This window comes from Pseudomonas sp. GW822-FHT01E03 (genome assembly GCF_058802985.1).
Genome location: NZ_JBXAOQ010000001.1, coordinates 111,645 through 134,312, shown reverse-complemented (window position 1 = coordinate 134,312; position 22,668 = coordinate 111,645). Strand labels below are relative to the sequence as shown.

Annotated in this window: 19 protein-coding genes; 7 read left to right on the top strand and 12 right to left on the bottom strand. The window is 61.3% G+C overall.

The window, feature by feature from the left end; translation table 11 throughout:
- The 10 genes from AC1RP7_RS00610 to AC1RP7_RS00565 form a co-directional block, all read right to left on the bottom strand.
- The gene (locus AC1RP7_RS00610; RefSeq protein WP_057714941.1) at positions 1-1,071 is read right to left on the bottom strand and encodes an ABC transporter ATP-binding protein; all 1,071 of its coding nucleotides are present in this window, start codon (positions 1,069-1,071) and stop codon (positions 1-3) included.
- Positions 1,068-2,666, bottom strand: coding sequence for an ABC transporter permease (locus AC1RP7_RS00605; protein ID WP_057714940.1), 1,599 nt, complete (start codon positions 2,664-2,666; stop codon positions 1,068-1,070). The genes AC1RP7_RS00610 and AC1RP7_RS00605 overlap by 4 nt, the downstream gene beginning before the upstream one ends.
- Before the next feature lie 3 nt (positions 2,667-2,669).
- On the bottom strand, positions 2,670-3,683 hold the full coding sequence (locus AC1RP7_RS00600) for an iron ABC transporter substrate-binding protein (protein WP_057714939.1): 1,014 nt from the start codon (positions 3,681-3,683) through the stop codon (positions 2,670-2,672).
- Positions 3,684-4,059: 376 nt separating this feature from the next.
- Positions 4,060-4,617, bottom strand: a complete 558-nt coding sequence (locus AC1RP7_RS00595; RefSeq protein WP_090455082.1) for a PqiC family protein — start codon at positions 4,615-4,617, stop codon at positions 4,060-4,062.
- Positions 4,618-4,634: 17 nt separating this feature from the next.
- Positions 4,635-6,311, bottom strand: coding sequence for a PqiB family protein (locus AC1RP7_RS00590; RefSeq protein ID WP_493180869.1), 1,677 nt, complete (start codon positions 6,309-6,311; stop codon positions 4,635-4,637).
- Positions 6,292-6,948: a paraquat-inducible protein A gene (locus AC1RP7_RS00585; RefSeq protein ID WP_057714936.1), complete on the bottom strand. Its 657-nt coding sequence runs from the start codon at positions 6,946-6,948 to the stop codon at positions 6,292-6,294. Before AC1RP7_RS00585 ends, AC1RP7_RS00590 begins: the two co-directional genes overlap by 20 nt.
- Positions 6,945-7,541, bottom strand: a complete 597-nt coding sequence (locus AC1RP7_RS00580) for a paraquat-inducible protein A (RefSeq protein WP_493180870.1) — start codon at positions 7,539-7,541, stop codon at positions 6,945-6,947. The genes AC1RP7_RS00585 and AC1RP7_RS00580 overlap by 4 nt, the downstream gene beginning before the upstream one ends.
- 239 nt (positions 7,542-7,780) lie before the next feature.
- Complete coding sequence (locus AC1RP7_RS00575) at positions 7,781-9,082, bottom strand: NAD(P)/FAD-dependent oxidoreductase (RefSeq protein ID WP_150813219.1); 1,302 nt, start codon at positions 9,080-9,082, stop codon at positions 7,781-7,783.
- On the bottom strand, positions 9,079-10,167 hold the full coding sequence (locus AC1RP7_RS00570; protein WP_218495953.1) for a polyamine ABC transporter substrate-binding protein: 1,089 nt from the start codon (positions 10,165-10,167) through the stop codon (positions 9,079-9,081). Before AC1RP7_RS00570 ends, AC1RP7_RS00575 begins: the two co-directional genes overlap by 4 nt.
- Before the next feature lie 170 nt (positions 10,168-10,337).
- On the bottom strand, positions 10,338-11,696 hold the full coding sequence (locus AC1RP7_RS00565) for a glutamine synthetase family protein (protein ID WP_090455086.1): 1,359 nt from the start codon (positions 11,694-11,696) through the stop codon (positions 10,338-10,340).
- 162 nt (positions 11,697-11,858) lie between these two features.
- On the opposite strand from AC1RP7_RS00565, the gene AC1RP7_RS00560 reads away from it, so the two are divergent.
- On the top strand, positions 11,859-12,791 hold the full coding sequence (locus AC1RP7_RS00560; RefSeq protein ID WP_218495951.1) for a helix-turn-helix domain-containing protein: 933 nt from the start codon (positions 11,859-11,861) through the stop codon (positions 12,789-12,791).
- Here the strand turns inward: AC1RP7_RS00560 and AC1RP7_RS00555 are convergent.
- Together AC1RP7_RS00555 and AC1RP7_RS00550 are read right to left on the bottom strand one after the other, a co-directional pair.
- Positions 12,788-13,384 carry a cupin domain-containing protein gene (locus tag AC1RP7_RS00555; RefSeq protein ID WP_057714930.1) on the bottom strand — a complete coding sequence of 199 codons (597 nt, stop codon included), beginning with the start codon at positions 13,382-13,384 and terminating at the stop codon, positions 12,788-12,790. The genes AC1RP7_RS00560 and AC1RP7_RS00555 overlap by 4 nt on opposite strands.
- 179 nt (positions 13,385-13,563) lie before the next feature.
- A complete protein-coding gene (locus AC1RP7_RS00550; RefSeq protein WP_349734003.1) occupies positions 13,564-15,525 on the bottom strand; it encodes an oxidoreductase in 1,962 nt (653 codons plus the stop codon).
- Positions 15,526-15,840: 315 nt separating this feature from the next.
- Between AC1RP7_RS00550 and AC1RP7_RS00545 the strand changes: the two genes are divergently transcribed.
- From AC1RP7_RS00545 to AC1RP7_RS00520, 6 genes are all read left to right on the top strand, one after another.
- A complete protein-coding gene (locus AC1RP7_RS00545) occupies positions 15,841-16,890 on the top strand; it encodes an ABC transporter substrate-binding protein (protein WP_218495945.1) in 1,050 nt (349 codons plus the stop codon).
- A gap of 75 nt (positions 16,891-16,965) precedes the next feature.
- The gene (locus AC1RP7_RS00540) at positions 16,966-17,754 is read left to right on the top strand and encodes a class II aldolase/adducin family protein (RefSeq protein ID WP_223502231.1); all 789 of its coding nucleotides are present in this window, start codon (positions 16,966-16,968) and stop codon (positions 17,752-17,754) included.
- A 245-nt stretch (positions 17,755-17,999) separates the two neighbouring features.
- The gene (locus tag AC1RP7_RS00535) at positions 18,000-18,647 is read left to right on the top strand and encodes a TetR family transcriptional regulator C-terminal domain-containing protein (protein WP_007981565.1); all 648 of its coding nucleotides are present in this window, start codon (positions 18,000-18,002) and stop codon (positions 18,645-18,647) included.
- A 92-nt stretch (positions 18,648-18,739) separates the two neighbouring features.
- Positions 18,740-19,456 (top strand): response regulator, encoded by a 717-nt coding sequence (locus AC1RP7_RS00530; RefSeq protein ID WP_057714926.1) that lies wholly within the window; start codon positions 18,740-18,742, stop codon positions 19,454-19,456.
- Between the two features lie 5 nt (positions 19,457-19,461).
- The gene (locus tag AC1RP7_RS00525) at positions 19,462-20,235 is read left to right on the top strand and encodes a substrate-binding periplasmic protein (protein ID WP_090455092.1); all 774 of its coding nucleotides are present in this window, start codon (positions 19,462-19,464) and stop codon (positions 20,233-20,235) included.
- Positions 20,232-22,487 (top strand): ATP-binding protein, encoded by a 2,256-nt coding sequence (locus tag AC1RP7_RS00520; RefSeq protein ID WP_493180871.1) that lies wholly within the window; start codon positions 20,232-20,234, stop codon positions 22,485-22,487. Before AC1RP7_RS00525 ends, AC1RP7_RS00520 begins: the two co-directional genes overlap by 4 nt.
- The last annotated feature ends 181 nt before the right edge of the window (positions 22,488-22,668 follow it).

Genomic DNA, 22,668 nt, shown 5'->3' with positions numbered 1-22,668 from the left:
TCACACCTCGCTCAGTACATGGGCATGGCCGATGGTCGAGACTTGAACCGAGCTGCCGGCGGGTGGTGCATACATGCCTGAACTGCGCACCAGCAGTGATCGGCCCGACTGCGCGTTGCGGGTCAATGGCTGCAGTTCCACCGTCAGCGTGCAGGTGTTGCCGCTGAAATCCCGATCGGTGACCACGGCCCGGCAACCGCTGGCTTCCGGGTCGCTGGGGAGGATGCTGGCCAGTTGCAGTTGTTCGGGGCGCAGCATGATCTGCGCCGAACTGTTGTTGCGGTGGTTGTTGACGGGGATCCGGCCCAGGTCGCAATGGGCCCAACCAGCCTCGATGCGTGCGGGCATCACCACGGCATCCCCCAGGAACAGCGCGGTTTGCTCGTCTTCGGGATAGCGGTAAAGGTCCAGCGGATGCCCTGACTGGACCAGTCGGCCATGACGCATCACCGCCAACTGGTCGGCGAACGACAGGGCTTCGCTCTGGTCATGGGTGACCAGAATGGTGGTGACGCCCGCGTCCTCCAGCAGCCGTGCAACCATCTTGCGCATGGCGGCGCGCAATCCGGTGTCGAGCGCCGAGAACGGCTCGTCCAGCAGCATCAGTCGTGGCTGTTGCGCCAAGGCCCGGGCCAGGGCCACGCGCTGTTGCTGGCCACCGGACAATTCATGGGGCCAGCGCTCGGCCATCTTCGCGTCCAGCGCCACGCTGTCCATCAGTTCGGCAACGCGCTGCTGTTTTTCAGTGCCCTTGGTCGCCAGGCCGAAGCCGATGTTCGCTGCCACGGTCATGTGCGGGAACAGTGCGCCGTCCTGTGGCACGTAGCCGATCAGGCGTTGATGGGCCGGCACTTCGTGGGTGCCGTCGACCAGGGTCTGGCCATTGAGCGACAGGCGTCCGGAATCGGGGAACTCGAAACCGGCAATCATCCGCAGCAACGTGGTCTTGCCCGAGCCGGAGGGGCCTACGATGACCGTGCGACTGCCGCTGGGCACCGAGAGGCTGACGTTGTCCAGGGCGCAATGGGCGCCATAGGACTTGTAGAGGGCATTCAATTCAAGAGTGTTCATCGGCCAGCCGTTTTTTTCGATTGGTGATAAAGAAGTCCGGTCAACGGAAGCGACAACACAACCATCAATAAGGCGTAGGGCGCGGCGGCTGCGTAATCGATTTCGCTGGTCAAGGCCCAGAACCCGGTCGCCAGGGTGCGCGTGCCGTTCGGGGCCAGCAGCAGTGTGGCGGTCAATTCGTTGGTGATCGCCAGGAACACCAGCGCCGCGCCGGCGGCCGCTCCCGGGGCAGCCAGGCGCAAGGTGATCAGCCACAGTGCCCGGGCTGGCGAGCGGCCAAGGCTGCGGGCAATGTTTTCCAGTTCCACCGGGGCCTGGGCAATGCCCGCGCGCAGGCTCACCAGGGCACGGGGCAAGAACATCAACAGGTACGCCAGCAGCACGGTGAAGGTGGTCTGGTATATCGGCCGGGCAAAGTGGATCGTGACGGTCACCAGTGCCAGCGCCACGATAATGCCGGGCAAGGAACTGGTGATGTAGTTGCAGCTTTCCAGCACCCGTTGCAGTCGACCGGGGTAGCGGATCGACAGCCAGGCAATCGGGATCGCCGCGCAGGTGGTCAGCGCCGCGCCCCCGATGCCCAGCAGCAGGGTTTGCTCAAGTGCGGGCAACAATTCGGCCATGTCCCAGACTTCCACGCCTCCGGCGATGAGCCACTTGCCCAAGGTGATCAAGGGCACGCCAAGGGCCAGGGCGCAGGTCGCGATCTGCAGCGTCAGCGAGAGCAGGGTGGATACCGGTTTCAGGCGTACAACCCGTTGCTCCCGGGCGCTTCCCGAACCGACGCGGGCGTAACGCGCCGAACCCCGGGCGGCGGATTCGGCCGTCAACATCGCCAGGCAACACAGCGCCAGCACACTGGCCAGCATGTGCGCCGCTGCGCCGTTGAAGGTCGATTTGAACTGATCGAAGATCGCGGTGGTAAAGGTGTCGAAGCGGATCATGGCGTACAGGCCATATTCGGCCAGCAGGTGCAGGCCGACCAGCAAGGCGCCGCCGCAGATCGCCAGGCGCAATTGCGGCAACACAACGCGGAAAAACACTTTCCAGGGTTTGAGCCCCATGGACTCGGCGACGTCTTCGATGGCCGGATCGAGCCGGCGCAAAGTGGCGGCTACCGGCAAATACAGGAACGGGAAGTAGGCGATGACCGAGACCAGGACACCGGCAAACAAGCCGTGAATCGGTGGCACCAGGCTGACCCAGGCGTAGCTGTGAACGAACGCAGGCACTGCCAGCGGCGCGGTGGCCAGCAACGACCACCAGCGCCGCCCAGGCAGATTCGTGCGTTCCGTGAGCCACGCCAGCGTCACCCCCAGCGCGACGCACAAGGGAATCGTCAGCAGCACCAGCAGCACGGTGTTGACCAGCAGTTCACCGACCCGAGGGCGGAACACCAGGGTCACAACGGTTGACCAGCCGGTTTGCAGGGACACACCAATAACGTAGGCGATCGGTAGCAGTGCCAGTAATGAAACCAGCACCGACAAACCGATCACCCATACACCGCCACGTCCCGCAAAGACTCCGCGGGAGCGTCGACGTAAATGTGCGGGTGTCGCCTCAGCGACCTCCGCAGGCAGGGTTTCTGGCATCAATTAGAGCAGTCCGGCCTGTGTCATCAGCTCCACGGCTTTTTTACTGTCGAGTTTTGACGCATCGACAGTCGGCGCATCGAGTTGATTCAGAGGCACCAGTTTAGGGTTGGATTCAGCGCCTTTGCCCACGGCGTATTCAAACGACTTGCCGTTCTTCAGGACAGCCTGGCCATCCTTGCCGGTAATGTACTTGAGGAACGCCTGGGCTTGGTCCTGGTGTTTACTGGAAGCGAGGACGCCGCCGCCGGAGATGCTAACAAAAGCGCCCGGGTCTTTGTGCCTGAAATAGTGCAGGGCGGTGTTCTTGCTGTTTTCGCCGGTCTTGGACTGATCCACCAGGCTGTAATAGTGGTAAATCACGCCGCTGTCGATCTGCCCGGCATTCACGGCCTTGAGTACCGAGCTATTGCCACGGTAGTTGGCATAGTTGGTTTTCATCGCCTTGAGCCAATCCAGCGTGGCGGCTTCACCCTTTTGTTGGAGGATGGCAGCGACGATGGCCTGGAAGTCAGCACCACCGGGCGATGCACCCCAGCGACCCTTCCAGCTCGGTGAAGCCAGGTCCATGATCGATTTCGGCAGGTCGGCTTCTGGCAGTTTGCTCGGGTTGTAGACGAACACCGTGGAGCGCGCGGCGATGCCTACCCATTTGCCGTGGGCCGGACGGTAGGCGGAGTCAATCTGCTCCAGCGTGGCCTTATCGACAGGCGCAAACAGCCCGGCATTGTCGACCAGGACCATGGCCGGAGAGTTCTCGGTCAGGAATACGTCCGCTGGCGAAGCCGCGCCTTCCTGCACGATCTGGTTGCCCATTTCGGTGTCATCGCCGTTGCGCAAGGTGACGGGAATACCTGTCTCCTGGGTAAAACCCTCGACCCAGGCCTTGGTCAGGCCTGCGTGTTGCGCGTTGTACACCACGATGCCGACGGAGTCGGCTGCATAGGCCTGGCCAGCGCTCAGCAAAGCGGTGGCCAGCAGGGCCTTTTTCAAGAACGAAGGGATTTTTGGAATCATTCTGTGGGCTGCTCCTGGTACATTTTTTTGAAAGTCATGGGCATAGAAACGCCAGTTAACCAATGCGAATCATTTGCATGTTTTTGAAGTGCGGGAAATGTAGAGATCCAAATGAGAAAATAACGTCAAAAAAACCGTTAATACATGTAATTTTCATTCAGATTAGCAGCACTGTGCCCGCTGTGTTTCGACTCGTCGATCAAACGATGCCGCCGATCAGAATATGACGCTGCCCCGGCTGCCTTTTTGTCGTGTGCCTCGGCGTATTTGACGTTGCCAGTTGCTGCGGGCCGCCTGTCGCGGGGAATGACAGCAGGAAACAGGAGGGACGGATTAACGGCGAACTTGTCGCCGTTAATCCTGGGGATGAATACATTCAGGGCGCAGGGCAGGTTGCCTGTGGTCTGACGGCAGCCTGGCTGATCAGCGCGGCCAGGCGTTTGACGTTGTTTTGCTGGGCAAGCACCAGGTCATCGATGCTCGCACCCGAGGGCGTTTGCAAGGTGCTACGGCAAATCAACCGTGCCGTGTCGCCGGTGCTGGCGCTGCGCAGGCGCCATTCCACGTCCATCAAGGCGTACTGGCCGGGCACCGAGTCGAAACGCTGCACATCGACCCGCACCGAGTGTCGGCCTTGTACAGGACTGTTGCTCAGTTGATCGACCAACGCACTGCGCAGTTCGTCCACCAGGGTTGCTCCCCACCATTGGGTTTCCAGGATCGCCAGGCCACTGTTGCCCTCGCGAATGACGATCTGCGCACGATCGACCTGGGGCGGCACGCTGATCGACTCGATCTGGATCACGCCGACGGTGGTCCTTGAGTGATTGCCCTCCTGGGCCGGGGTCAGGGTATGGAATTGAATCGGGTCGCTGCGGCAGGCGGCGAGCAGCAACATCGCGGTGACCAGGGTGAACTTCAGCGGTAAAGCCATGGGTGTTGCTCCTGTGTTCAATTGCGCGGTGGCCCTTGCAGATCCATGGGGGCGGCATTATTCGGACGACCGCGAAGCAGCGATTCCGGATGCCGTCCCAGGTAATCCGAAAGATCACGCAAGGATCTCGACGTGCGTCCCAGTTCATCCAGGGTTAGCCCCAGTTTTTCCCGTTGCGGCGAATCCTCGGCCAAGGTCGAACTGGCCGACTGCAGGGTCGAATTGGCCGTTTCCAGCGTCTTGCTGACTTCCGACAAAGTGGTTTGCACGCCAGGCAAGATCTTTCCGTTGAATTGCATCATGCCTTTGCGCAGTTCGACGAGATTGCCATCGAGATTGCCGGCAATACGCTCGATCGGTAGTTTGTTGATCTTGTCGACCATGGATTCGAGTTTTTCCTGCAATTGCTCGAGGCTGCCGGGAATGGTCGGAATCATGACCGGGCGTGCGTTTACATCGAAGGCGACCTTGTCGGTCTTGGGGTAGAAGTCCAGGGCAATGTACAACTGGCCGGTCAGGAAGTTGCCGGTGCGGGCTTGGGCACGCAGGCCGTTTTCGATAAAGGTACCGATCAAGCGTACGCCAGCGGCTTCGTTATCAGGGTCATGATTGAGCGCCTTGAGCATTTTGACATGGGCCTGGCCCAGGCGCTGCGGGTAGATCACGATACCGACGTTGACCGGAAAGGAGCGCTTTTTCTCGTCGTAATCCAGATTGACCGCCACTACCTTGCCGATTTCCACACCGAGGAACTCCACCGGGGCATCGACCTTGAGCCCGCGCAGTGCCTGGTCGAAGCGCATGGCCAGGTATTGCGGCTTGCCGTTCGGCGGGGCCAGGGCGGTTTGTTGGTCGTCGAACAATTCGTAGGCGTACTCTGCGGCAGCCGGCTTGTCGTTGGGGCTGTAGTCGGGCGCGCGGAAGGCTATGCCGCCCACCAGCAAGGAAGACAACGACTCGGTCTTGACCGCAAAGCCATTGGCGCCGACGTTCACGTCAATGCCGCTTGCGTTCCAGAAACGGGTGTTTTCGGTGACGTACTTGTCATGGGGTGCATGGATGAACAGTTCAATGTTCACGCCCTTGCCATCCGGGTCCAGCGCGTAGGCCACCACCTGGCCCACGGGGATCTTGCGGTAGTAGACCGGAGAGCCGATGTCCAGCGATCCCAGGTCCTGGGTGAACAGAGTAAAACGCTTGCCCGGTTCGCCGTAGGTGATGGGAGGCGGATTCTCCAGTCCGATGAAGTTTTTTGCCCGGCCGTTGGCCTGGCCGATATCGGCCCCGATGTAATCGCCCGACAGCAGCGTATCGATCCCCGACACACCGCCCGCGCCAATGCGCGGCCGCACGACCCAGAACTGCGAATCTTCGCGGGTAAAGCTTTCGGCCTGCTTTTCCAGTTTGATGGTGGCGTTGACGCTTTTCTGGTCACTGCTGAGCTCCACATCGGAGACATGACCAATCACGACATTGCGGTATTTGACCTCGGTCTTGTTCGCGGTCAGGCCGTTACCGGTCTTGAACGTGACAACGATGGTCGGGCCTTGCTGCAAAATGCTGTGGACCACCAGCGAAATACCCACCAGCACCGCGACGATCGGGACGATCCAGACCAGCGAAACGCTGAAACGGCGGGTCTTGATCGGCGCCTGCCCGGGGGCTTGTGGCCCGTCAGTGGCTTGTGACTTCATCATTGACCTCCTCATTGTGTGGGTTTTTCCGTTCTTTATCCCAGATCATGCGGGGATCGAAACTCATTGCCGAAAGCATGGTGAACACCACTACCAGACCAAAGAACAGAATGCCCGGGCGCGGTTCGATGTCGGCCAGGGCCTGGAATTTCACCAGCGAGGCCACCAGGGCGACCACGATCACATCGAGCATCGACCAGTAACCGATGACTTCGACGAAGCGGTACAGCGTCGACCGCTCCTTGCGTGCCCACTCGCTGTCGCGTTGCACGGTGACCAGCAGCAATGTGATGGCGACGAACTTGATTCCCGGCACCGCGATACTGGCAATGAATATGATCAGGGCGATATCCCAGGCCCCGGCTTCCCAGAACTCCAGCACGCCGCTCATGATCGTGCTGTCGGCGCCGTTGCCGACCATCTCGGTGTTCATCACCGGCAACAGGTTGGCCGGGATGTAGAACACCAGGGCCGCGATCATGTAGGCCCAGGTGCGGGCCAGAGAATTGGCTTTGCGCCGGTGCAACGGTGCACCACAACGCTCGCATTCGTGGGGCTCGCAAGTCATGTCGCAGGCCAGGCCGCAGGTGTGGCACAGGCACAGGTTGAGCTCGTCGGCGTAAGGAGGCGTGCTCATACAATGTCCCATAGTTCGCGAATGTCGCGCCCGGCGATGCGGATCATCATCAGGCTCAGCGCCGCCAGGGCAAACAACCCTATGCCGGGCAGCACATCGAGCAGTCCGGCGAGCTTGATCACCGCGACCATGGCGCCCAGCAGGCAGACTTCGAGCATGCTCCAGGGCCTGAGGGTTTCCAGCCAGCGCATGCAGAATTTGAATCCGGGCGAGCGTCGCCCGCCGAGTGCGAAGCCCAGCACCCAGATCAGCAGCAGCAACTGGACAATCGGCGCGATGATCATGGCGATTGCCGCCACCATGGCGATGAAGGTGATAGGCCCCAGGCTCAGGGCCAGCACCGAGTCCCAGAGCGTTGCGCTGTTCTTCACGCCTTTGAGGTTGATGCTCATTACCGGATAGAAATTGGCGAATATCCAGAGCATCAACGCGGTGAAGGTCAACGCAAGACGCTGCTCCACAGTGAGGCCGTTATAGCGCTGAAGCACGCCGCCGCAGCGTGTACACAGGGTTTTTTGATGTTTGGCGAGCGTCACTTTTTGGTACACGCTGTCGCAGTGCTCGCAGATGATCAGCTGATCAGTAGTTGCCATGGGTCAAGCTCGACAGAAGGCAGGAAGTTCAGAGCACTCCCTCAATATAGAAGTGACTCGCAATTGAGCAAATCGAAAGTCGAAACAAGGGGATGGTAGAAGAGGGAATACGTAAAACAGTGTGGGAGCGAGCTTGCTCGCGATAGCGGCGTGCCAGACAACCCAATCATTGGATTTCAGGTCGCTATCGCGAGCAAGCTCGCTCCCACAGTGGTTAGCAGGCGCCCGGCAGGACGACGTCAGCCCAGCATTTCCCGCATCCGATACCAGAACATGCCAAGGGCCAGCAAGGGTGAACGCAGGGCGCGTCCGCCGGGGAAGGTCATGTGCGGCACGGCGCTGAACACGTCGAAGCCTTTGCTGTGGCCGGCATGGATCGCTTCGCCCAACAACTTCGCGCACCAGTGGGTCACGTTCAGGCCATGGCCTGAGTAGCCCTGGGCGTAGAACACGTTCGGGTGCTGGCTCAGGCGCCCGACCTGGGGAAAGCGGTTGGCCGAGATGCCGATCTTGCCGCCCCACTGATAGTCGATGCGCACATCGGCCAGTTGCGGGAACACCTTGAGCATCTGCGGGCGCATGTAGGCGCTGATGTCCGAAGGATCGCGCCCGGAGTAATGGCAGGCACCACCGAACAACAAGCGCCGGTCAGCCGAGAGCCGGTAGTAATCCAGGCCGACCTTCTGGTCGCACAGCGCAACATTGTGCGGGATCAGTTTTGCAGCGGCCTCTTGCGACAAGGGTTCGGTGGCGATGATGTAGCTGCCTGCCGGGAGTACTTTGCCGCTGAGCTTCGGTTCGAGCTCTTCCAGATGGGCATTGCAAGCAAGCACCAACGTGCCTGCACTCACAGTGCCACCGGCGCAGCGCACTTGCACCGTACTGCCATGGATCAACTCAAGCACCGGGCTCTGCTCGAAAATCCGCACCCCAAGGGACTCGGCAACTTGCGCTTCGCCAAGGACCAGGTTCAGCGGATGCAAATGCCCCGAGCCCATGTCCACCAGGCCGCCGGCGTACACACCGGAGTTCACCACCTGTTCACGGATTTGTTCTGGCGCCACCAGTCGGGTTTCAAAGGCGTAGCCGGATTCAATCAGTTGCGCCTGCTCGGCCTTGAGCGCCTTGAACTGGGCCGGGGTATTGGCCAGTTCGCAGAAGCCCCAGCTCAGGTCGCAATCGATGCCGTGCTCGCGGATGCGATTGGCCACGACTTGCACCGACTCGTTCCCGGCGTGTTCCAGGTATTGCACGCCATCGGCGCCGATGTGCTTGGCGAAACCGCTGACGTCATGGCCGATACCACGAATCAACTGGCCGCCGTTGCGCCCGCTGGCGCCCCAGCCGATCCGTCGGGCCTCCAGCAGGACCACCGAGAGCCCACGCTGGGCCAGCTCGATGGCGGTGTTGATGCCGGTGAAACCCGCGCCGACCACGCAGACATCGGCCACCAGGTCCGAGGCCAGCGCGGGGCGCTGCCTCATGCCCTTGGCGGACGCTGCGTAATAGGAGTGGGTGTGTTCCTTGGTGTACTGATTCATTTGTTGGACTTCACTTTGCTCCACGAACGGGTCATCAGGCGCATGATCGACTGCGGCGGCGTGGTGGAGATGTAGAGTTTGTCGAGGACTTCCTGGGACGGATAAACCTCGGGGTTGCTGACCAGCTCAGGGTCCATGTACTGCTTGGCGGCCGGGTTCGGGTTGGCGTAGCCGACCGACTCACTGACCTTGGCGATCACTTGCGGGTCCAGCAGGTAGTTGATGAAGGCATGAGCTTCCTTCGGGTTGCTGGCGTCGGCGGGGATGGCCAGCAGGTCGAACCACAGGTTGGCGCCTTCCTTGGGAATGGCGTAGGCGATGTTCACGCCGTTGCCGGCTTCCTTGGCGCGGTTGGCGGCCTGGAACACATCACCCGAGTATCCGAACGCTACGCAGATATCGCCGTTGGCCAGGTCCGAGACGTACTTGGAGGAATGGAAGTAGGTGATGTACGGGCGAATGCTCAGCAGCTTGGCTTCGGCCTTCTTGAAGTCCTCGGGGTTTTCGCTGCGCGGGTCCATGCCCATGTAGTTGAGCATCGCCGGGAACACTTCGTCCGCCGAGTCCATCATCGACACGCCGCAGGCGCTGAGCTTCTTGATGTTCTCCGGTTCGAACAGCACGGCCCAGGAGTCGATCTTGTCGATGCCCAGCACAGCCTTGACCTTGTCGACGTTATAGCCGATGCCGTTGGTGCCCCACAGGTACGGCACCGAGTGCGCGTTGCCCGGATCGTTTTTCTCCAGCAGCGCCAGCAATTTCGGGTCGAGGTTCTTGAAATTCGGCAGTTGCTCGCGATCGAGCTTGAGGAACGCGCCGGCCTTCACCTGGCGGGCCAGGAAGTGGTTGGACGGCACCACCACGTCATACCCGGTACGACCGGCAAGCAGTTTGCCTTCAAGGGTTTCGTTGGAATCGAATACGTCGTAGATCACCTTGATCCCGGTCTTGGCCTGGAAGTCGGCGAGGGTGGTTTCGCCGATGTAGTCGGTCCAGTTGTAGACGCTGACCTGTGGCTGGGCCTGGGCAACGGCGCTGAACAGTGCTGCCAGCGCGACCGGGACCATGGATTTCAATAAGCGCATATCGATACCTTCTTGGAATTATTGGATTCTTCAGGTGATCACCTACCTGTGGGAGCGAGCTTGCTCGCGATGGCGGCCTGTCAGTCAACGAAGATATTGGATTCACTGGCCTCATCGCGAGCAAGCTCGCTCCCACAAGGGATGTGTGATCCCATGCGAGAGCGGGTTTTTTAGACGCTGAGCATCAGGAACTCACGCTCCCAGGAGCTGATCACCCGTTTGAAGTTCTCGTGCTCGGCGCGTTTGACCGCGACATAGCCCCGCACGAACTTGCTGCCCAGGTAGCGGCTGATGGTGTCGCATTCTTCCATCTGGGTCAGGGCGTCTTCGATGGTGATCGGCAGGCGCAGGTTGCGACGCTCATAGGCGCGGCCCTGTACCGCAGCGCTTGGCTCGATGCGTTCGACCATGCCCAGGTAACCACACAGCAGGCTGGCGGCGATGGCCAGGTACGGGTTGGCGTCAGCGCCCGGCAGACGGTTCTCGACACGCATGGCGTCCGGGCTGGAGGTCGGCACGCGCAGGCCGACGGTGCGGTTTTCTTCGCCCCACTCGACGTTCACCGGTGCCGAGGTGTCCGGCAGGAAGCGGCGGAACGAGTTGACGTTCGGCGCGAACATCGGCAGCACTTTCGGGATGTACTTCTGCAGACCGCCGATGTGATGCAGGAACAGTTCGCTCATGTTGCCATCGGCATCGGCGAAGATCGGTTGGCCGGTGGCAATGTCCACCACGCTCTGATGAAGGTGCATGGCGCTGCCAGGCTCGTCGCCGACCGGCTTGGCCATGAAGGTTGCCGCCACGTTGTGCTTGAGCGCCGCTTCACGCATGGTGCGCTTGAACACGGTGATCTGGTCGGCCAGGTCCAGGGCGTTGCCATGACGGAAGTTGATTTCCATCTGCGCCGGGCCGTCTTCGTGGATCAGCGTGTCGAGGTCCAGACCTTGCAGTTCGCACCAGTCGTAGACGTCTTCGAACAGCGGGTCGAATTCGTTGGCCGCGTCGATGGAGAACGACTGACGACCGCTTTCGGCGCGGCCCGAACGGCCCATCGGCGCCTTGAGCGGCAGGTCCGGGTCTTCGCAGCGCTGGGTCAGGTAGAACTCCATTTCCGGCGCGACAATCGGCCGCCAGCCTTTATCGGTGTACAACTGCAGGACTTTCTTCAGCACATTGCGCGGCGACAGTTCGATCGGGTTGCCGAACTTGTCGAAGGTGTCGTGGATCACGATGGCGGTCGGCTCGATGGCCCATGGCACCACGTAGACGGCGTCGGCGTCCGGCTTGCAGACCATGTCGATATCGGCCGGGTCGAGCAGGTCGTAGTAGATGTCGTCGTCGACAAAGTCCCCGGTTACCGTTTGCAGAAGGACACTTTCCGGCAAGCGCATGCCTCGCTCATGCAGGAACTTGTTGGTCGGTGCAATTTTGCCGCGTGCAATGCCGGTCAGATCGCTGACGACGCACTCGACTTCGGTAATCTTGTGATCTTTCAGCCAAGTGAACAGCTGATCGAAAGGGACATTCATAAAGACCTCGTTATTGGTTTTATTAACGCCAGGAGAGACCGGTTTCATCCGCCGGACACTTCCCCTGTAGCGCGTTGACGACTATCTTGTGCGAGCCTTGCGGTTCCATCTATCCACTTTAAGCAGCACAAAACGCACCAAAAGAGTGCGTAAGGTCGCCCCATGACAGGTTCCAGTTCCCTCCAGGTCCAAGCGTTCAACACCGCCGATGTCGCCGAGCAAATCCGCGCCACGCCGGGCTGGGTGCAGCAATACCAGCAGATGTCGCCGGGGCACTTCGCGGGTCGGGTGCGTTATCTGGATCTGCAGGGCGTGGAGATTTACGAAGAGTCGATGAACACCCGGGTCGAGCAGAATTTCAGCGCGCCCCAGGGTTCGTTATCGTTCTGTTTCGATCGCGGTGACAACGCGCTGTACGTGTTGAATGGCGAAAGCCGCAACATCTGGATCACCCCGGAGAACTACCAGGAAATCGCCGTGGTGTTCGGGCCGGAGTTTGTAAAGCGCCACAGCCTGGACATCGCCAGGCTTGAAGGGTTGTTCATGGCACCGCTCAACGCCCAGCAGAACGCGCTGTTTTGCCGTTGGCTCAGCGGAACCTTGACGCGGCTGTCGCAGACCTTCGATCCACCGAGCCGCGAAGCGCTGACCCAGCAACTGCTGGAAGATTGCCTGTTCATCCTCGACAACGCGTGTGTCGGCCTCGACCAGGGCGCCTTGCAGCGTCGGGCCGGGGAGCGCTCGATCATGAAACGGGTAGGGGAATGGGCCGCGGACACCCCGGAAGAACATCTCAATCTGCTGCAGTTGTCCCAAATCGCGGGGTTTTCACTGCGTCAGTTGCAGCATGCGTTCAAGACCTACACCGGCATGTCGCCGACCCAGTGGCTGCGCCTGCGCCGACTCAACAGCGCCCACCGCGAATTGCTGAGTCGCACGCCGACGCAAACCACCGTGGCTGAAGTGGCGATGCGTTGGTCGTTCTGGCATCTGGGGCGGTTTTCCAGCAGCTATCGTGCGCTGTTCAAGGAATTGCCGAGCGACACCCTCAAGCGTGCGAGTGTCACGCCGTCCCCTGGTCGCGGCCGACGTTAGAACGTCGGCGGTGTAATCACCCAGATCACCACCGCATCGACATCGCCAGGGTTGCCATAGCGGTGCGGTTCCTGGCTGGAAAAGCTGAAGCTGTCGCCTTCATTGAGCTGGAAATGGCGCTCGCCCACCCACAACTCGAAACTCCCCGAGAGCAAGTAGCCGGCTTCTTCACCGTCGTGGCTGTAGCTTTGCTGGCTGTAGGTGCCGGGCGGGAAACGCGAGTGGAGCATTTCCAGTTGGCGGTTGGCTTGCGGTGTCAGCAACTGGTCGACGATGCCGTCTTCGTAATGCACGTTCAGGCGGCTGTTCTTGCGCACCACGATGCCATCGTCTTCGGGCGCGGTGACCGCTTCACTGGCGAAGAACCACTGGATGGTGACGCCGAGGCTGCGGGCAATGTTGAACAGCGCCGGAATCGACGGGTAGGCGAGGTTGCGTTCCAGCTGGCTGATGTAGCCGGCGGTGAGCTCGCTCTGTTGCGCCAGTTCCGTCAGGGTCATGCCCCGACGCTTGCGCAGGCCGCGAATGCGCGTGCCGAGAAAGTGCGGTTCGGCGCTGCCGGGTGCGGGCTGTGTGGTGCTGCTGTTGCTCATGGTCAAATCCGAACCGGGAGGAGTGGCGCAAATCCCTTGTAGGAGCGAGCTTGCTCGCGATGGTCGCCAACGATAACGCTGGAAGCCTGACACCCAGCGGTGTTCTCGGGTTCATCGCGAGCAGAGCTCGCTCCTACAGGGTTGGTGTTAGCCGTCTAAGCCCCGGAGTATAAACAGCCTTAAAGCTCCCACGCGACTTTAAGGCCTTCATAAATTGCTTCTTCGGCGGTGCGCGGCGCCAGGCAGTCACCGATCCGGCGAAACTCCACCAGCCCTTGCAACTCCGCGCCTAGGGTATCGACCGGCTGATGCCCCTGGCACAGCACCAGCGTGTCGATGTTCTCCATCAGCATCGGTTCGCCACTGGCGGTGTGTTGCAGGTAAACCGTGTTGTCATCGCAGCCATACAACCGCGCATATGGCGTGATCGGCACGCCCAGTTTATGCAGCTCGCCGGCCAGTTGATCGCGCACGTACAGCGGCAGGTTTTCCCCGCAATGGGTGCCGTTGACCGCCAGTTGTACCTGGTGCCCGGCGCGAACCAGGCGTTCGGCGATGCCGGGGCCGATCCAGTCGCAGCGCCAGTCGACCACCACCACCGAACGACCGATCCGTACTTCATCGCGCAATACCTGCCAGGCGTCCACCACCTGCAACTCACCACCGCGCTCGAAGGGTGGCCAGTAGGGCTCGGCACCGGTAGCGACGATCACCATGTCCGGTTTTTCCTGCTCCACCAGTGCCCGGTCGACTCGGGTATTGCGCACTACGCGCACGCCGGCCAGTTCCATTTCCCGCTGCAGGTTGGTGCTGGCACCGCCGAATTCGCTGCGCCGTGGCAGCAATTGCGCGAGCAACACCTGACCGCCCAGTTGCGAATTGGCTTCGTACAACGTCACCTCATGGCCGCGCTGGGCCGCGACGGTGGCGGCTTTCATCCCGGCCGGGCCACCGCCGGCGATCATGATGCGTTTGCGCTGTGGCGCTTGTCGCCGTTCGCCGAAGATCAGTTCGCGTCCGGTTTCCGGGTGCTGGATACAGGAAATCGGCAAGCCCTTGTGGAAGTGGCCGATGCACGCCTGATTGCAGGCAATGCACGCCCGCACGTCTTCGACGCGGCCGGTGTCGGTCTTGTTGGGCATTTGCGGATCGCAGATCAGTGCCCGGGTCATGCCGCACACATCGGCCTGACCACGAGCCAGGATCAGCTCGGCTTCCTGGGGCTGGTTGATGCGCCCGGTGACGAACAACGGAATGTTCAAGCTGGCCTTGAACGTTCCGGCTTCCCTGGCCAGGTACGCGGCTTCGATCGCCATGGGCGGCACGATATGCACCGCGCCGCCAAGGGAAGCCGAGGTGCCGGCGACGATATGCACGTAATCGAGCTGCGCTTGCAGTGACTGCACGGCGGCCAGGGATTCGTCCTCGGTCAGGCCTTCCGGGTCGCGCTCGTCGGCGGAAATGCGCAGGCCGATGATGAACTGCTCGTCGGTCGCCGCGCGCACGGCGGCGATGACCTCGCGCAGAAAACGCAAACGCTGGTCCAGCTCACCGTTGTAGCCATCGGTACGCCGGTTGACCCGCGGATTGATGAACTGTGCCGGCAGGTAACCGTGGCTGGCCACGACCTCGACGCCATCAATGCCTGCCTGATGCAGGCGGCGGGCGGCAGCGGCATAACCGGCGACGATCTCGTCGATCATTGCCTGGTCCAGCGCGCGGGGCATCACCCGGAAACGTTCGTTGGGCACTGACGATGCGGAGTAGGCCACCGCCAGCAGGCCATCGCTGGACTCCATGATCTCCCGCCCCGGATGGAACACCTGGGACAACACCAGGGTGCCGTGGGCATGGCAGGTTTGCGCCAGTTTGCGGTAGCCCTCGATGCACGCATCGTCGGTGGCCATCAGCACGTGGGAGGTGTAGCGCGCACTGTCATGCACCCCGGCCACTTGCAGCACGATCAGCCCGGCTCCGCCTTCGGCCCGCGCCCGGTGATAGGCGATCAATTGTTCGTTGACCAAGTTGTCGGTGGGCATCGAGGTGTCGTGACCACTGGACATGATGCGGTTCTTCAGGCGCTTGCCACGGATCTCCAGGGGTTCGAACAGGTGCGCGAAGGCGGGTGCAGAGGTCGGCATGGTGCGGGTACTCCTGGCAGGCTACCTCTGTAGGAGCGAGCTTGCTCGCGATGGACGTTAACGATAACGCGTGTTGTCCGGATGAACGCGTCGCCCTCAGGTCCATCGCGAGCAAGCTCGCTCCTACAGAGGCATAAGGTTTTCGGTGTTGTTATTTTTATCTATAGAAATTTACCTTCAGTAAAAAATCAACTTGTTTTTTTACTATGCCTTGCAGTAGTTTCGTCTCGAGCCCGCTCCAGGGCCAAACCTCACAACAATAAAAAAGGGCTGCGCGGGCCTTGGGTCCCGTGGCACCTGCAAGAGGAACCACTGATGAAATCGCACAAGCTCAAGCACGGTTTTTATCCCTTGGTGTTGTCCGTGGCCATGGGCCTGGGCAGCGCTCAGGCAGCATCGGACATGGTGGTGGTCGGATACGGCGGAGCCGGACAAAAAGCCCAGGACGTGGCGTTCTTTCAACCCTTCGCCGCCGTGGATCAAAGCAAAGTGATCCAGAGCGAATACAACGGCGAAATGGCCAAAATCAAAGTGATGGTCGATACCGGCAACGTCGACTGGGACGTAGTGCAGATCGAAGGCCCGGACCTGATGCGCGGTTGCGAGGAAGGCATGTACGAGCGCCTGGACTGGACCCGTCTGGGCCATGCCGACCAGTTGATCCCCGAAGCGGCACAGGAATGCGGCTCCGCTGCGCTGGTGTGGAGCGTGGCCATTGCCTACGACACCGACAAACTGGCCCAGGCCCCAACCTCATGGGCAGACTTTTGGGACGTGAAGAAAACCCCCGGCAAGCGTGGGCTGCGTAAACGTGCGGTGTACAACCTGGAATTCGCCTTGCTGGCGGACGGGGTCAAGACCGAAGACGTCTACAAGGTACTCAGCACCCCGCAGGGCGTGGACCGGGCATTCGCCAAACTCACTGAACTCAAGCCTTACATCCAGTGGTGGGAGGCGGGCGCGCAACCGCCGCAATGGCTGACCGCCGGCGATGTGGTAATGACCTCGACCTACAGCGGGCGCATCGCCGACGCCGCGCAGAAAGGCAGCCACCTCGGTCTGGTCTGGCCCGGCAGCCTGTACGGCATGGATTACTGGGCGATCATCAAAGGGTCCAAACATGTGGATCAGGCCAAGCGATTCATTGCCTTCGCCAATCAACCGGACGCCCAGGTCAACTACGTGCAACAGATCCCCTACGGCCCGACCAACACCCAGGCCGCCGCACGGCTGGACGACAAACTGGCGCAATGGGTGCCCACCGCGCCGCAGAACCTCAAGGGCGCACTGTCGATGAACGTCGGTTTCTGGGTCGACCATGGCGAAGAACTCGAAGAGCGCTTCAACGCCTGGGCCAGTAAATAAACACGGACGGCTGGACGTGTCCAAGCGTCCAGCCTTACTGTCTGCCCCAGCCGATCAGCCTGGAGAACCACAAGAATGAACAACATCGCCACCCACCTGGCACCCGAACGCAGCGCCACCGAGCAGCGCCTGCGTGAGGAACTGGCGGCCTGTTACCGCTTGATTGCGCACTTTCGCATGACCGATTTGATCTTCACCCACATCTCGGTGCGCATTCCGGGGCCGGAGCATCACTTTCTGATCAACCCTTACGGGCTGATGTTCGATGAGATCACCGCGTCCAACCTGGTGAAGATCGACCTTGATGGCCACGCCGTGGAACCGTCGCCGTACCCGGTGAATCCGGCTGGCTTCGTGATCCACAGTGCTATTCATGGCGCCCGCGAAGATGCGCAATGCGTGCTGCACACCCACACCAAATCCGGTTGCGCGGTGGCGGCGTTGAAGTGCGGGCTGTTGCCAGTGAACCAGATTTCCATGGAGTTCTATGGCCGGGTCGCCTACCACGACTATGAAGGCGTGGCGCTGGATTTGAGCGAGCAAAAAAGGCTGGTCGCGGACCTGGGCGACAAATCGGTACTGATGCTGCGCAACCATGGTTTGCTGACCGTCGGTGAGACGGTGAGCCAGGCTTTCCTGCGCATGTACTACCTGGAAAAGGCCTGTGAAATCCAGTTGGCCGCCCAGGCCGCCGGTGAAGTCGTACTGCCGTCTGACGAGGTCTGCGCGCATACCGAACGGCAGTTCAATGATCCGGGGCGGCCGTTGGAGGAGGGTCAGCTGGCTGATCCGGATGCCATGCAACTGGCGTGGGCGGCGTTGTTGAGAATGCTGGATCGAGTGGCGCCGGGTTACCGCGACTGATCCAGATCCTGTGTTGTATGGACTGACGCCATCGCGAGCAAGCTCGCTCCCACAGGGTGAGTGGGCGTACGCAAGATCTGCGAACAACCCAGACCACTGTGGGAGCGAGCTTGCTCGCGATGGGCGCACCACGGTCCCCCTGGCTTACACCCGACTAGAGAAACTGCCCGCTCTTGCTGTACATTCGTTCAGCCCGCCGCTACCCCGCGCGGGCCTAAACGATTGAACCAAGGAGCGTGTCGCCCATGAATCAGGAAGCCCGTTTTTCCCGCATGGAACCGGAGTTGCGCAAAGCCAACCTGATCGAGGCGACGCTGGTGTGCCTCAAGCGTCATGGCTTCCAGGGCGCGTCGATCCGCAAGATTTCCGCCGAGGCCGGGGTCTCGGTGGGGCTGATCAGCCATCACTATTCCGGCAAGGATGAGCTGGTGGCCGAGGCTTACATGGCGATCACCGGGCGGGTCATGACCTTGCTGCGTGACGCCATGGAGCAAGCCGCGCCGAATGCCCGGGAACGCTTGTCGGCGTTTTTCCGCGGATCGTTTTCCGCCGAGCTGCTCGATCCTCAGCTGATCGATGCGTGGCTGGCGTTCTGGGGCGCAGTGAAAACCGCCGAGGCCATCAACCAGGCCCACGATCATTCCTATGGCGAGTATCGCGGCATCCTGCGCAAGGTTCTGGCGGAACTGGCCCAGGAGGAGGGCTGGGAAAACTTCGACGCCGACCTCGCCGCCATCAGCCTCAGCGCCTTGCTCGACGGCTTGTGGCTGGAGTCCGGGCTGAACCCCGGCACCTTCACCCCGGAGCAGGGAATCCAGATTTGCGAGGCCTGGGTCGATGGTTTGCAGGCCGGCGGACGACAGCGCTTCTGCGTGCAGACGAGCGACTGTTGATCAGTCGTTCAGCAATCGATACTCTCTGGCGCCGACGCAGGAAAACACTCTAATAAGAAACTGGCCTTCGGGCCTATGCCGGACACCAAGCGATGACTCCTCGGGTATTGATCGTCGATGACGATCCGCTGATTCGCGATCTGCTACACGCCTACCTGTCCCAGGAAGGTTACGACGTCCATTGCGCCGCCACGGCGGAACTGGCGGAAACCTTCCTCGCTAGCCAGACCGTCGACCTGGTGATGCTCGACATCCGCCTGCCGGGCAAGGACGGCCTGACCCTGACCCGCGAGTTGCGGGTACGTTCGGAGGTCGGGATCATCCTGATCACCGGGCGCAACGATGAAATCGACCGCATCGTCGGCCTCGAATGCGGCGCCGATGACTACGTGATCAAACCCCTCAATCCAAGGGAGCTGGTGTCCCGGGCGAAAAACCTGATTCGCCGGGTACGTCATGCGCAAACGCCAGCGCCCGCCATCGCGGCGGCAAAACCGGTCAAGCAGTTTGCCGACTGGGCGCTGGACACCGACCGCCGTCGCCTGATCGATCCGTCCGGCAGCGAAACCCTGCTGACCCACGGCGAATACCAGTTGCTCAGCGTGTTCCTGCGCAACAGCGGCCACACCCTCAGCCGCGATCAATTGATGGACCAGATCCGCAACCGCGAATGGGTGCCCAACGACCGCTCCATCGACGTGCTGGTCGGGCGCCTGCGCCGCAAGTTGCATGACGATCCGGCCGAACCCCAGTTGATCATCACCATTCACGGCGCCGGTTACCTGTTCACCGCCAGCGTGGCGGCCTGAAGCTGATGGCGCGATGGCTTTGCCTGCTGGCGATACTGGTGGCCGGCCATGCCGTCGCGGCGGACAAGGTTCGCTATTGCGATTACCCGGTGTACCCGCCGATCTCCTGGAGTGATGGCAAGCAGGTGCGTGGCCTGGCGCCCAGCGTGGTGAAGCACCTGTTCGGTCAACTGGGGTATGAAGTCGAGATGGTCGTGCTGGGCAACTGGAAACGCTGCCTGCTGGACGCCGCCGAAGGCCGGGTCGATGTGGTACTGGCCTACAGCACCGCGCAACGGGAGCAGAGCATGCTGTTCTCGACGGTGCCGGTATTGCGTGAAGAAGTGGCGTTGTTCGTCAACCGCCAGCATCCGGTGAAATTCGAACAACTGGACGACCTGGCCCGTTACCGCGGTGGCCTGTTGTTCGGTGAGAGCTACGGCGTGGAGTTCGATCGTATGGTCGCGCGCAACAACAATATCGAATGGGTTTCCGACAGCCACCAGAACTTCGGCAAGCTGATTCGCGGGCGCATCGACTTCATCACTCAGGAGCGGCGCACCGGCCAGCTGTACGTGGAAAACCTGCCCGGCGGCCAGGACATCGTCGCCTTGCCCAAGGCGTTGAACGTGGACTACCTGCGGGTTGCCGTGTCGCGGCGCTCGCCCTTGGCCACTCGCATGCCCGAGATCAATGCGCAATTGCAGCGCATGGTCGATGCCGGTGACATCGAGCGCTGGCTCAACGAAAGCGAAGTGACCTACCGTGACATGATCAACCTGCCGGCGGATGCGCAATGATTCGCGCCCGTCCCGGTGGACTGTTGCGACGCCTGTTGCTGTTCATTCTGTTGTTCAGCCTGTGCTTCACCGTGCTGGCCAGCAGCGTGCAACTGTACATCGAGTATCGACGGGAAATGCGCGACATCGATTCGCGCATGGAACTGATCCGCGCCGGGTACCTGGCCAGCCTGGAACGCAGCCTCTGGGACTTGAACCAGGAGCAGTTGAATGTGCAGTTGCGCGGGCTGGTGGACTTCTCCGACGTCGCGCGGGTGCACTTGACCAGCGCCGATTTCGACCTGGTACAGGGCAATCCGGCCCCTGCGGGACCGCTGCGCATCGAGCGCTTTGCCCTGGACTATCAGCCGCCGTCCGGCCCTTTGCGCAACTTGGGTGAACTGGAAGTCAGCACCGATCTGGGAGCGGTGTACCAGCGTCTCTACGCCACCGGTTTGACCAGCCTGTTGTGGATGGCGGTGTTTCTCTGCGGTCTGGCCGTTGCCTTGTCGGGCTTGTTTTATCGACTGGTGACCCGGCACCTGAAAGTCATGGCCGAGTTTGCCCGGCGTATCGCCGCCGGTGAATGGCAGGAACCCTTGCACCTGGACAAACGCCGCGGCAGTGACGAAATCGACACCGTGGCCCATGCGCTGGACGACATGCGCCGGGCGATCCTGCGGGACATCGAGCGCCGGGAAACCGATCGGCTGGCCTTGCAGGACAACCGTGACGAACTGCTGAAAATGGTCGAGCGCCGTACCGCCAGCCTGATGCGCGCCAAGGACGAAGCGGAAGCGGCCAACCTTGCCAAGTCGCGGTTCCTGGCGACCATGAGCCACGAACTGCGCACACCCCTCAATGGCATTCTCGGCATGGCCGAATTGCTGCGCGGTGCTCGGCTGGATGCCCAGGACGGCAAACGCCTGGATGCCTTGCACAAGGCCGGCGAAGGCTTGCTGACAATCCTCAACGAAGTGCTGTATTTCGCCAAGCTGGAGGAGGGCGTCAGCCATCCCGAACCGGTGGATTTCTCGCTGCGCCAGTTGCTCGACGAGGTACTGACTCTGTTGGAACCGCGAGCGCTGAACAACGACACAATCCTCAGTTGCCGCGTCGATCAGCGGATTGCCGAGCATCACCACGGCGCCGAGCAGTTCCTGCGCCAAGTGCTGAGCAACCTGCTGGCCAACGCGATCAAGTTCACCGAAGGCGGCGAAGTCAGCGTCGAGGTGGCGCTGCTCAGCGAAACCGGCGAACAGTTGGGACAGCGGCTGCGGGTCTGTGTCACGGACGACGGCATCGGCATTGCCCCGGCGATGCAGGCGAAGATTTTTGAGCGCTTCACCCAGGCCAGCGAAGAAGTCGCGCAACGTTTTGGGGGCACGGGGTTGGGGTTGGCGATCTGCAAACACCTGGTGGAGCAGATGGGGGGCTGCATCGGCGTGGACAGTGAAGAGGGGCGCGGCAGTTGCTTCTGGTTCGAGTTGTCCTTGCAGCCGGCCAGCGGCGTGGCTGAGGCCCCGCCGGTTCGGGCGGCGGGGCCGGCACTGAACATCCTGGTGGTCGAAGACGTGGCGCTCAACCGCGAAGTGGTCCAGGGCTTGCTGCAACGGGACGGCCACCGGGTGTGGCTCGCCGAAGAAGCGGATCAGGCGCTGCAACACTGCGCGGCGCAGGTGTTCGACCTGATCCTGCTGGACGTGCATCTGCCGGGCATTAGTGGTGTCGAGCTATGCCGCCAGATCCGCCTCAGCGACGGGCCGAACCGCCATACCCGCATTTTCGCCCTGACCGCCAGCGTGCAACCGGCACTGGTGCGCGGTTATCTGGAGGCCGGCATGGACGGTGTCCTGGCCAAGCCCTTGAAACTGGAAAACCTGCGCCAGGTGCTGGAAGGGCATGTGCCTGTGGTCGAATCGCTGCTCAGCGATGACGCAGTGGACTGGCCGCTGTTACAGACCCATCGCAGCCTGCTCGGTGCGCAAAAGGTCCAGGGTCTGCTGGCGGTTCTGCGTGACTCGATCCTGCAGCACCGCGAGGCGCTGAATGAAGCCATGGCCGCCGATGACTGCACAGAGGTCGCGCAACTGGCTCACCGCCTGGCCGGTAGCTGCGACTCCCTGGGTTTTCGGGGCTTGGCCAGCACGTTAAGGGCGCTGGAGACCTTGGCGCTGGCAAACGATGAATCGGCGATCCGCCGCATGAGCCTCACCCTCGATGAGCAATTGCAGCACTCGCTCGATACCCTCAAAGGCCTGTTGCAGAGCTGACGTACAAGTTTGTTACGACTTTGTACAACTTCGATCTTTACGGTCAACGCGAACTTACATGGCTTTCCAATAATCGACGCAACCGCCGCAGCGCGGTCTTCGAAGCTTATTGGAGATAATAATAATGAATTGCCGTAAAGCTGATCCCTCCCTGCGCCGTGACGTCCTGTCGCGCGCTGCG

Excerpts from the sequence above, each read along its gene's own strand:
- AC1RP7_RS00610 (WP_057714941.1), bottom strand. The coding sequence starts at position 1,071 with ATGAACACTCTTGAATTGAATGCCCTCTACAAGTCCTATGGCGCCCAT.
- AC1RP7_RS00605 (WP_057714940.1), bottom strand. The coding sequence starts at position 2,666 with ATGCCAGAAACCCTGCCTGCGGAGGTCGCTGAGGCGACACCCGCACAT.
- AC1RP7_RS00600 (WP_057714939.1), bottom strand. The coding sequence starts at position 3,683 with ATGATTCCAAAAATCCCTTCGTTCTTGAAAAAGGCCCTGCTGGCCACC.
- AC1RP7_RS00595 (WP_090455082.1), bottom strand. The coding sequence starts at position 4,617 with ATGGCTTTACCGCTGAAGTTCACCCTGGTCACCGCGATGTTGCTGCTC.
- AC1RP7_RS00590 (WP_493180869.1), bottom strand. The coding sequence starts at position 6,311 with ATGAAGTCACAAGCCACTGACGGGCCACAAGCCCCCGGGCAGGCGCCG.
- AC1RP7_RS00585 (WP_057714936.1), bottom strand. The coding sequence starts at position 6,948 with ATGAGCACGCCTCCTTACGCCGACGAGCTCAACCTGTGCCTGTGCCAC.
- AC1RP7_RS00580 (WP_493180870.1), bottom strand. The coding sequence starts at position 7,541 with ATGGCAACTACTGATCAGCTGATCATCTGCGAGCACTGCGACAGCGTG.
- AC1RP7_RS00575 (WP_150813219.1), bottom strand. The coding sequence starts at position 9,082 with ATGAATCAGTACACCAAGGAACACACCCACTCCTATTACGCAGCGTCC.
- AC1RP7_RS00570 (WP_218495953.1), bottom strand. The coding sequence starts at position 10,167 with ATGCGCTTATTGAAATCCATGGTCCCGGTCGCGCTGGCAGCACTGTTC.
- AC1RP7_RS00565 (WP_090455086.1), bottom strand. The coding sequence starts at position 11,696 with ATGAATGTCCCTTTCGATCAGCTGTTCACTTGGCTGAAAGATCACAAG.
- AC1RP7_RS00560 (WP_218495951.1), top strand. The coding sequence starts at position 11,859 with ATGACAGGTTCCAGTTCCCTCCAGGTCCAAGCGTTCAACACCGCCGAT.
- AC1RP7_RS00555 (WP_057714930.1), bottom strand. The coding sequence starts at position 13,384 with ATGAGCAACAGCAGCACCACACAGCCCGCACCCGGCAGCGCCGAACCG.
- AC1RP7_RS00550 (WP_349734003.1), bottom strand. The coding sequence starts at position 15,525 with ATGCCGACCTCTGCACCCGCCTTCGCGCACCTGTTCGAACCCCTGGAG.
- AC1RP7_RS00545 (WP_218495945.1), top strand. The coding sequence starts at position 15,841 with ATGAAATCGCACAAGCTCAAGCACGGTTTTTATCCCTTGGTGTTGTCC.
- AC1RP7_RS00540 (WP_223502231.1), top strand. The coding sequence starts at position 16,966 with ATGAACAACATCGCCACCCACCTGGCACCCGAACGCAGCGCCACCGAG.
- AC1RP7_RS00535 (WP_007981565.1), top strand. The coding sequence starts at position 18,000 with ATGAATCAGGAAGCCCGTTTTTCCCGCATGGAACCGGAGTTGCGCAAA.
- AC1RP7_RS00530 (WP_057714926.1), top strand. The coding sequence starts at position 18,740 with ATGACTCCTCGGGTATTGATCGTCGATGACGATCCGCTGATTCGCGAT.
- AC1RP7_RS00525 (WP_090455092.1), top strand. The coding sequence starts at position 19,462 with ATGGCGCGATGGCTTTGCCTGCTGGCGATACTGGTGGCCGGCCATGCC.
- AC1RP7_RS00520 (WP_493180871.1), top strand. The coding sequence starts at position 20,232 with ATGATTCGCGCCCGTCCCGGTGGACTGTTGCGACGCCTGTTGCTGTTC.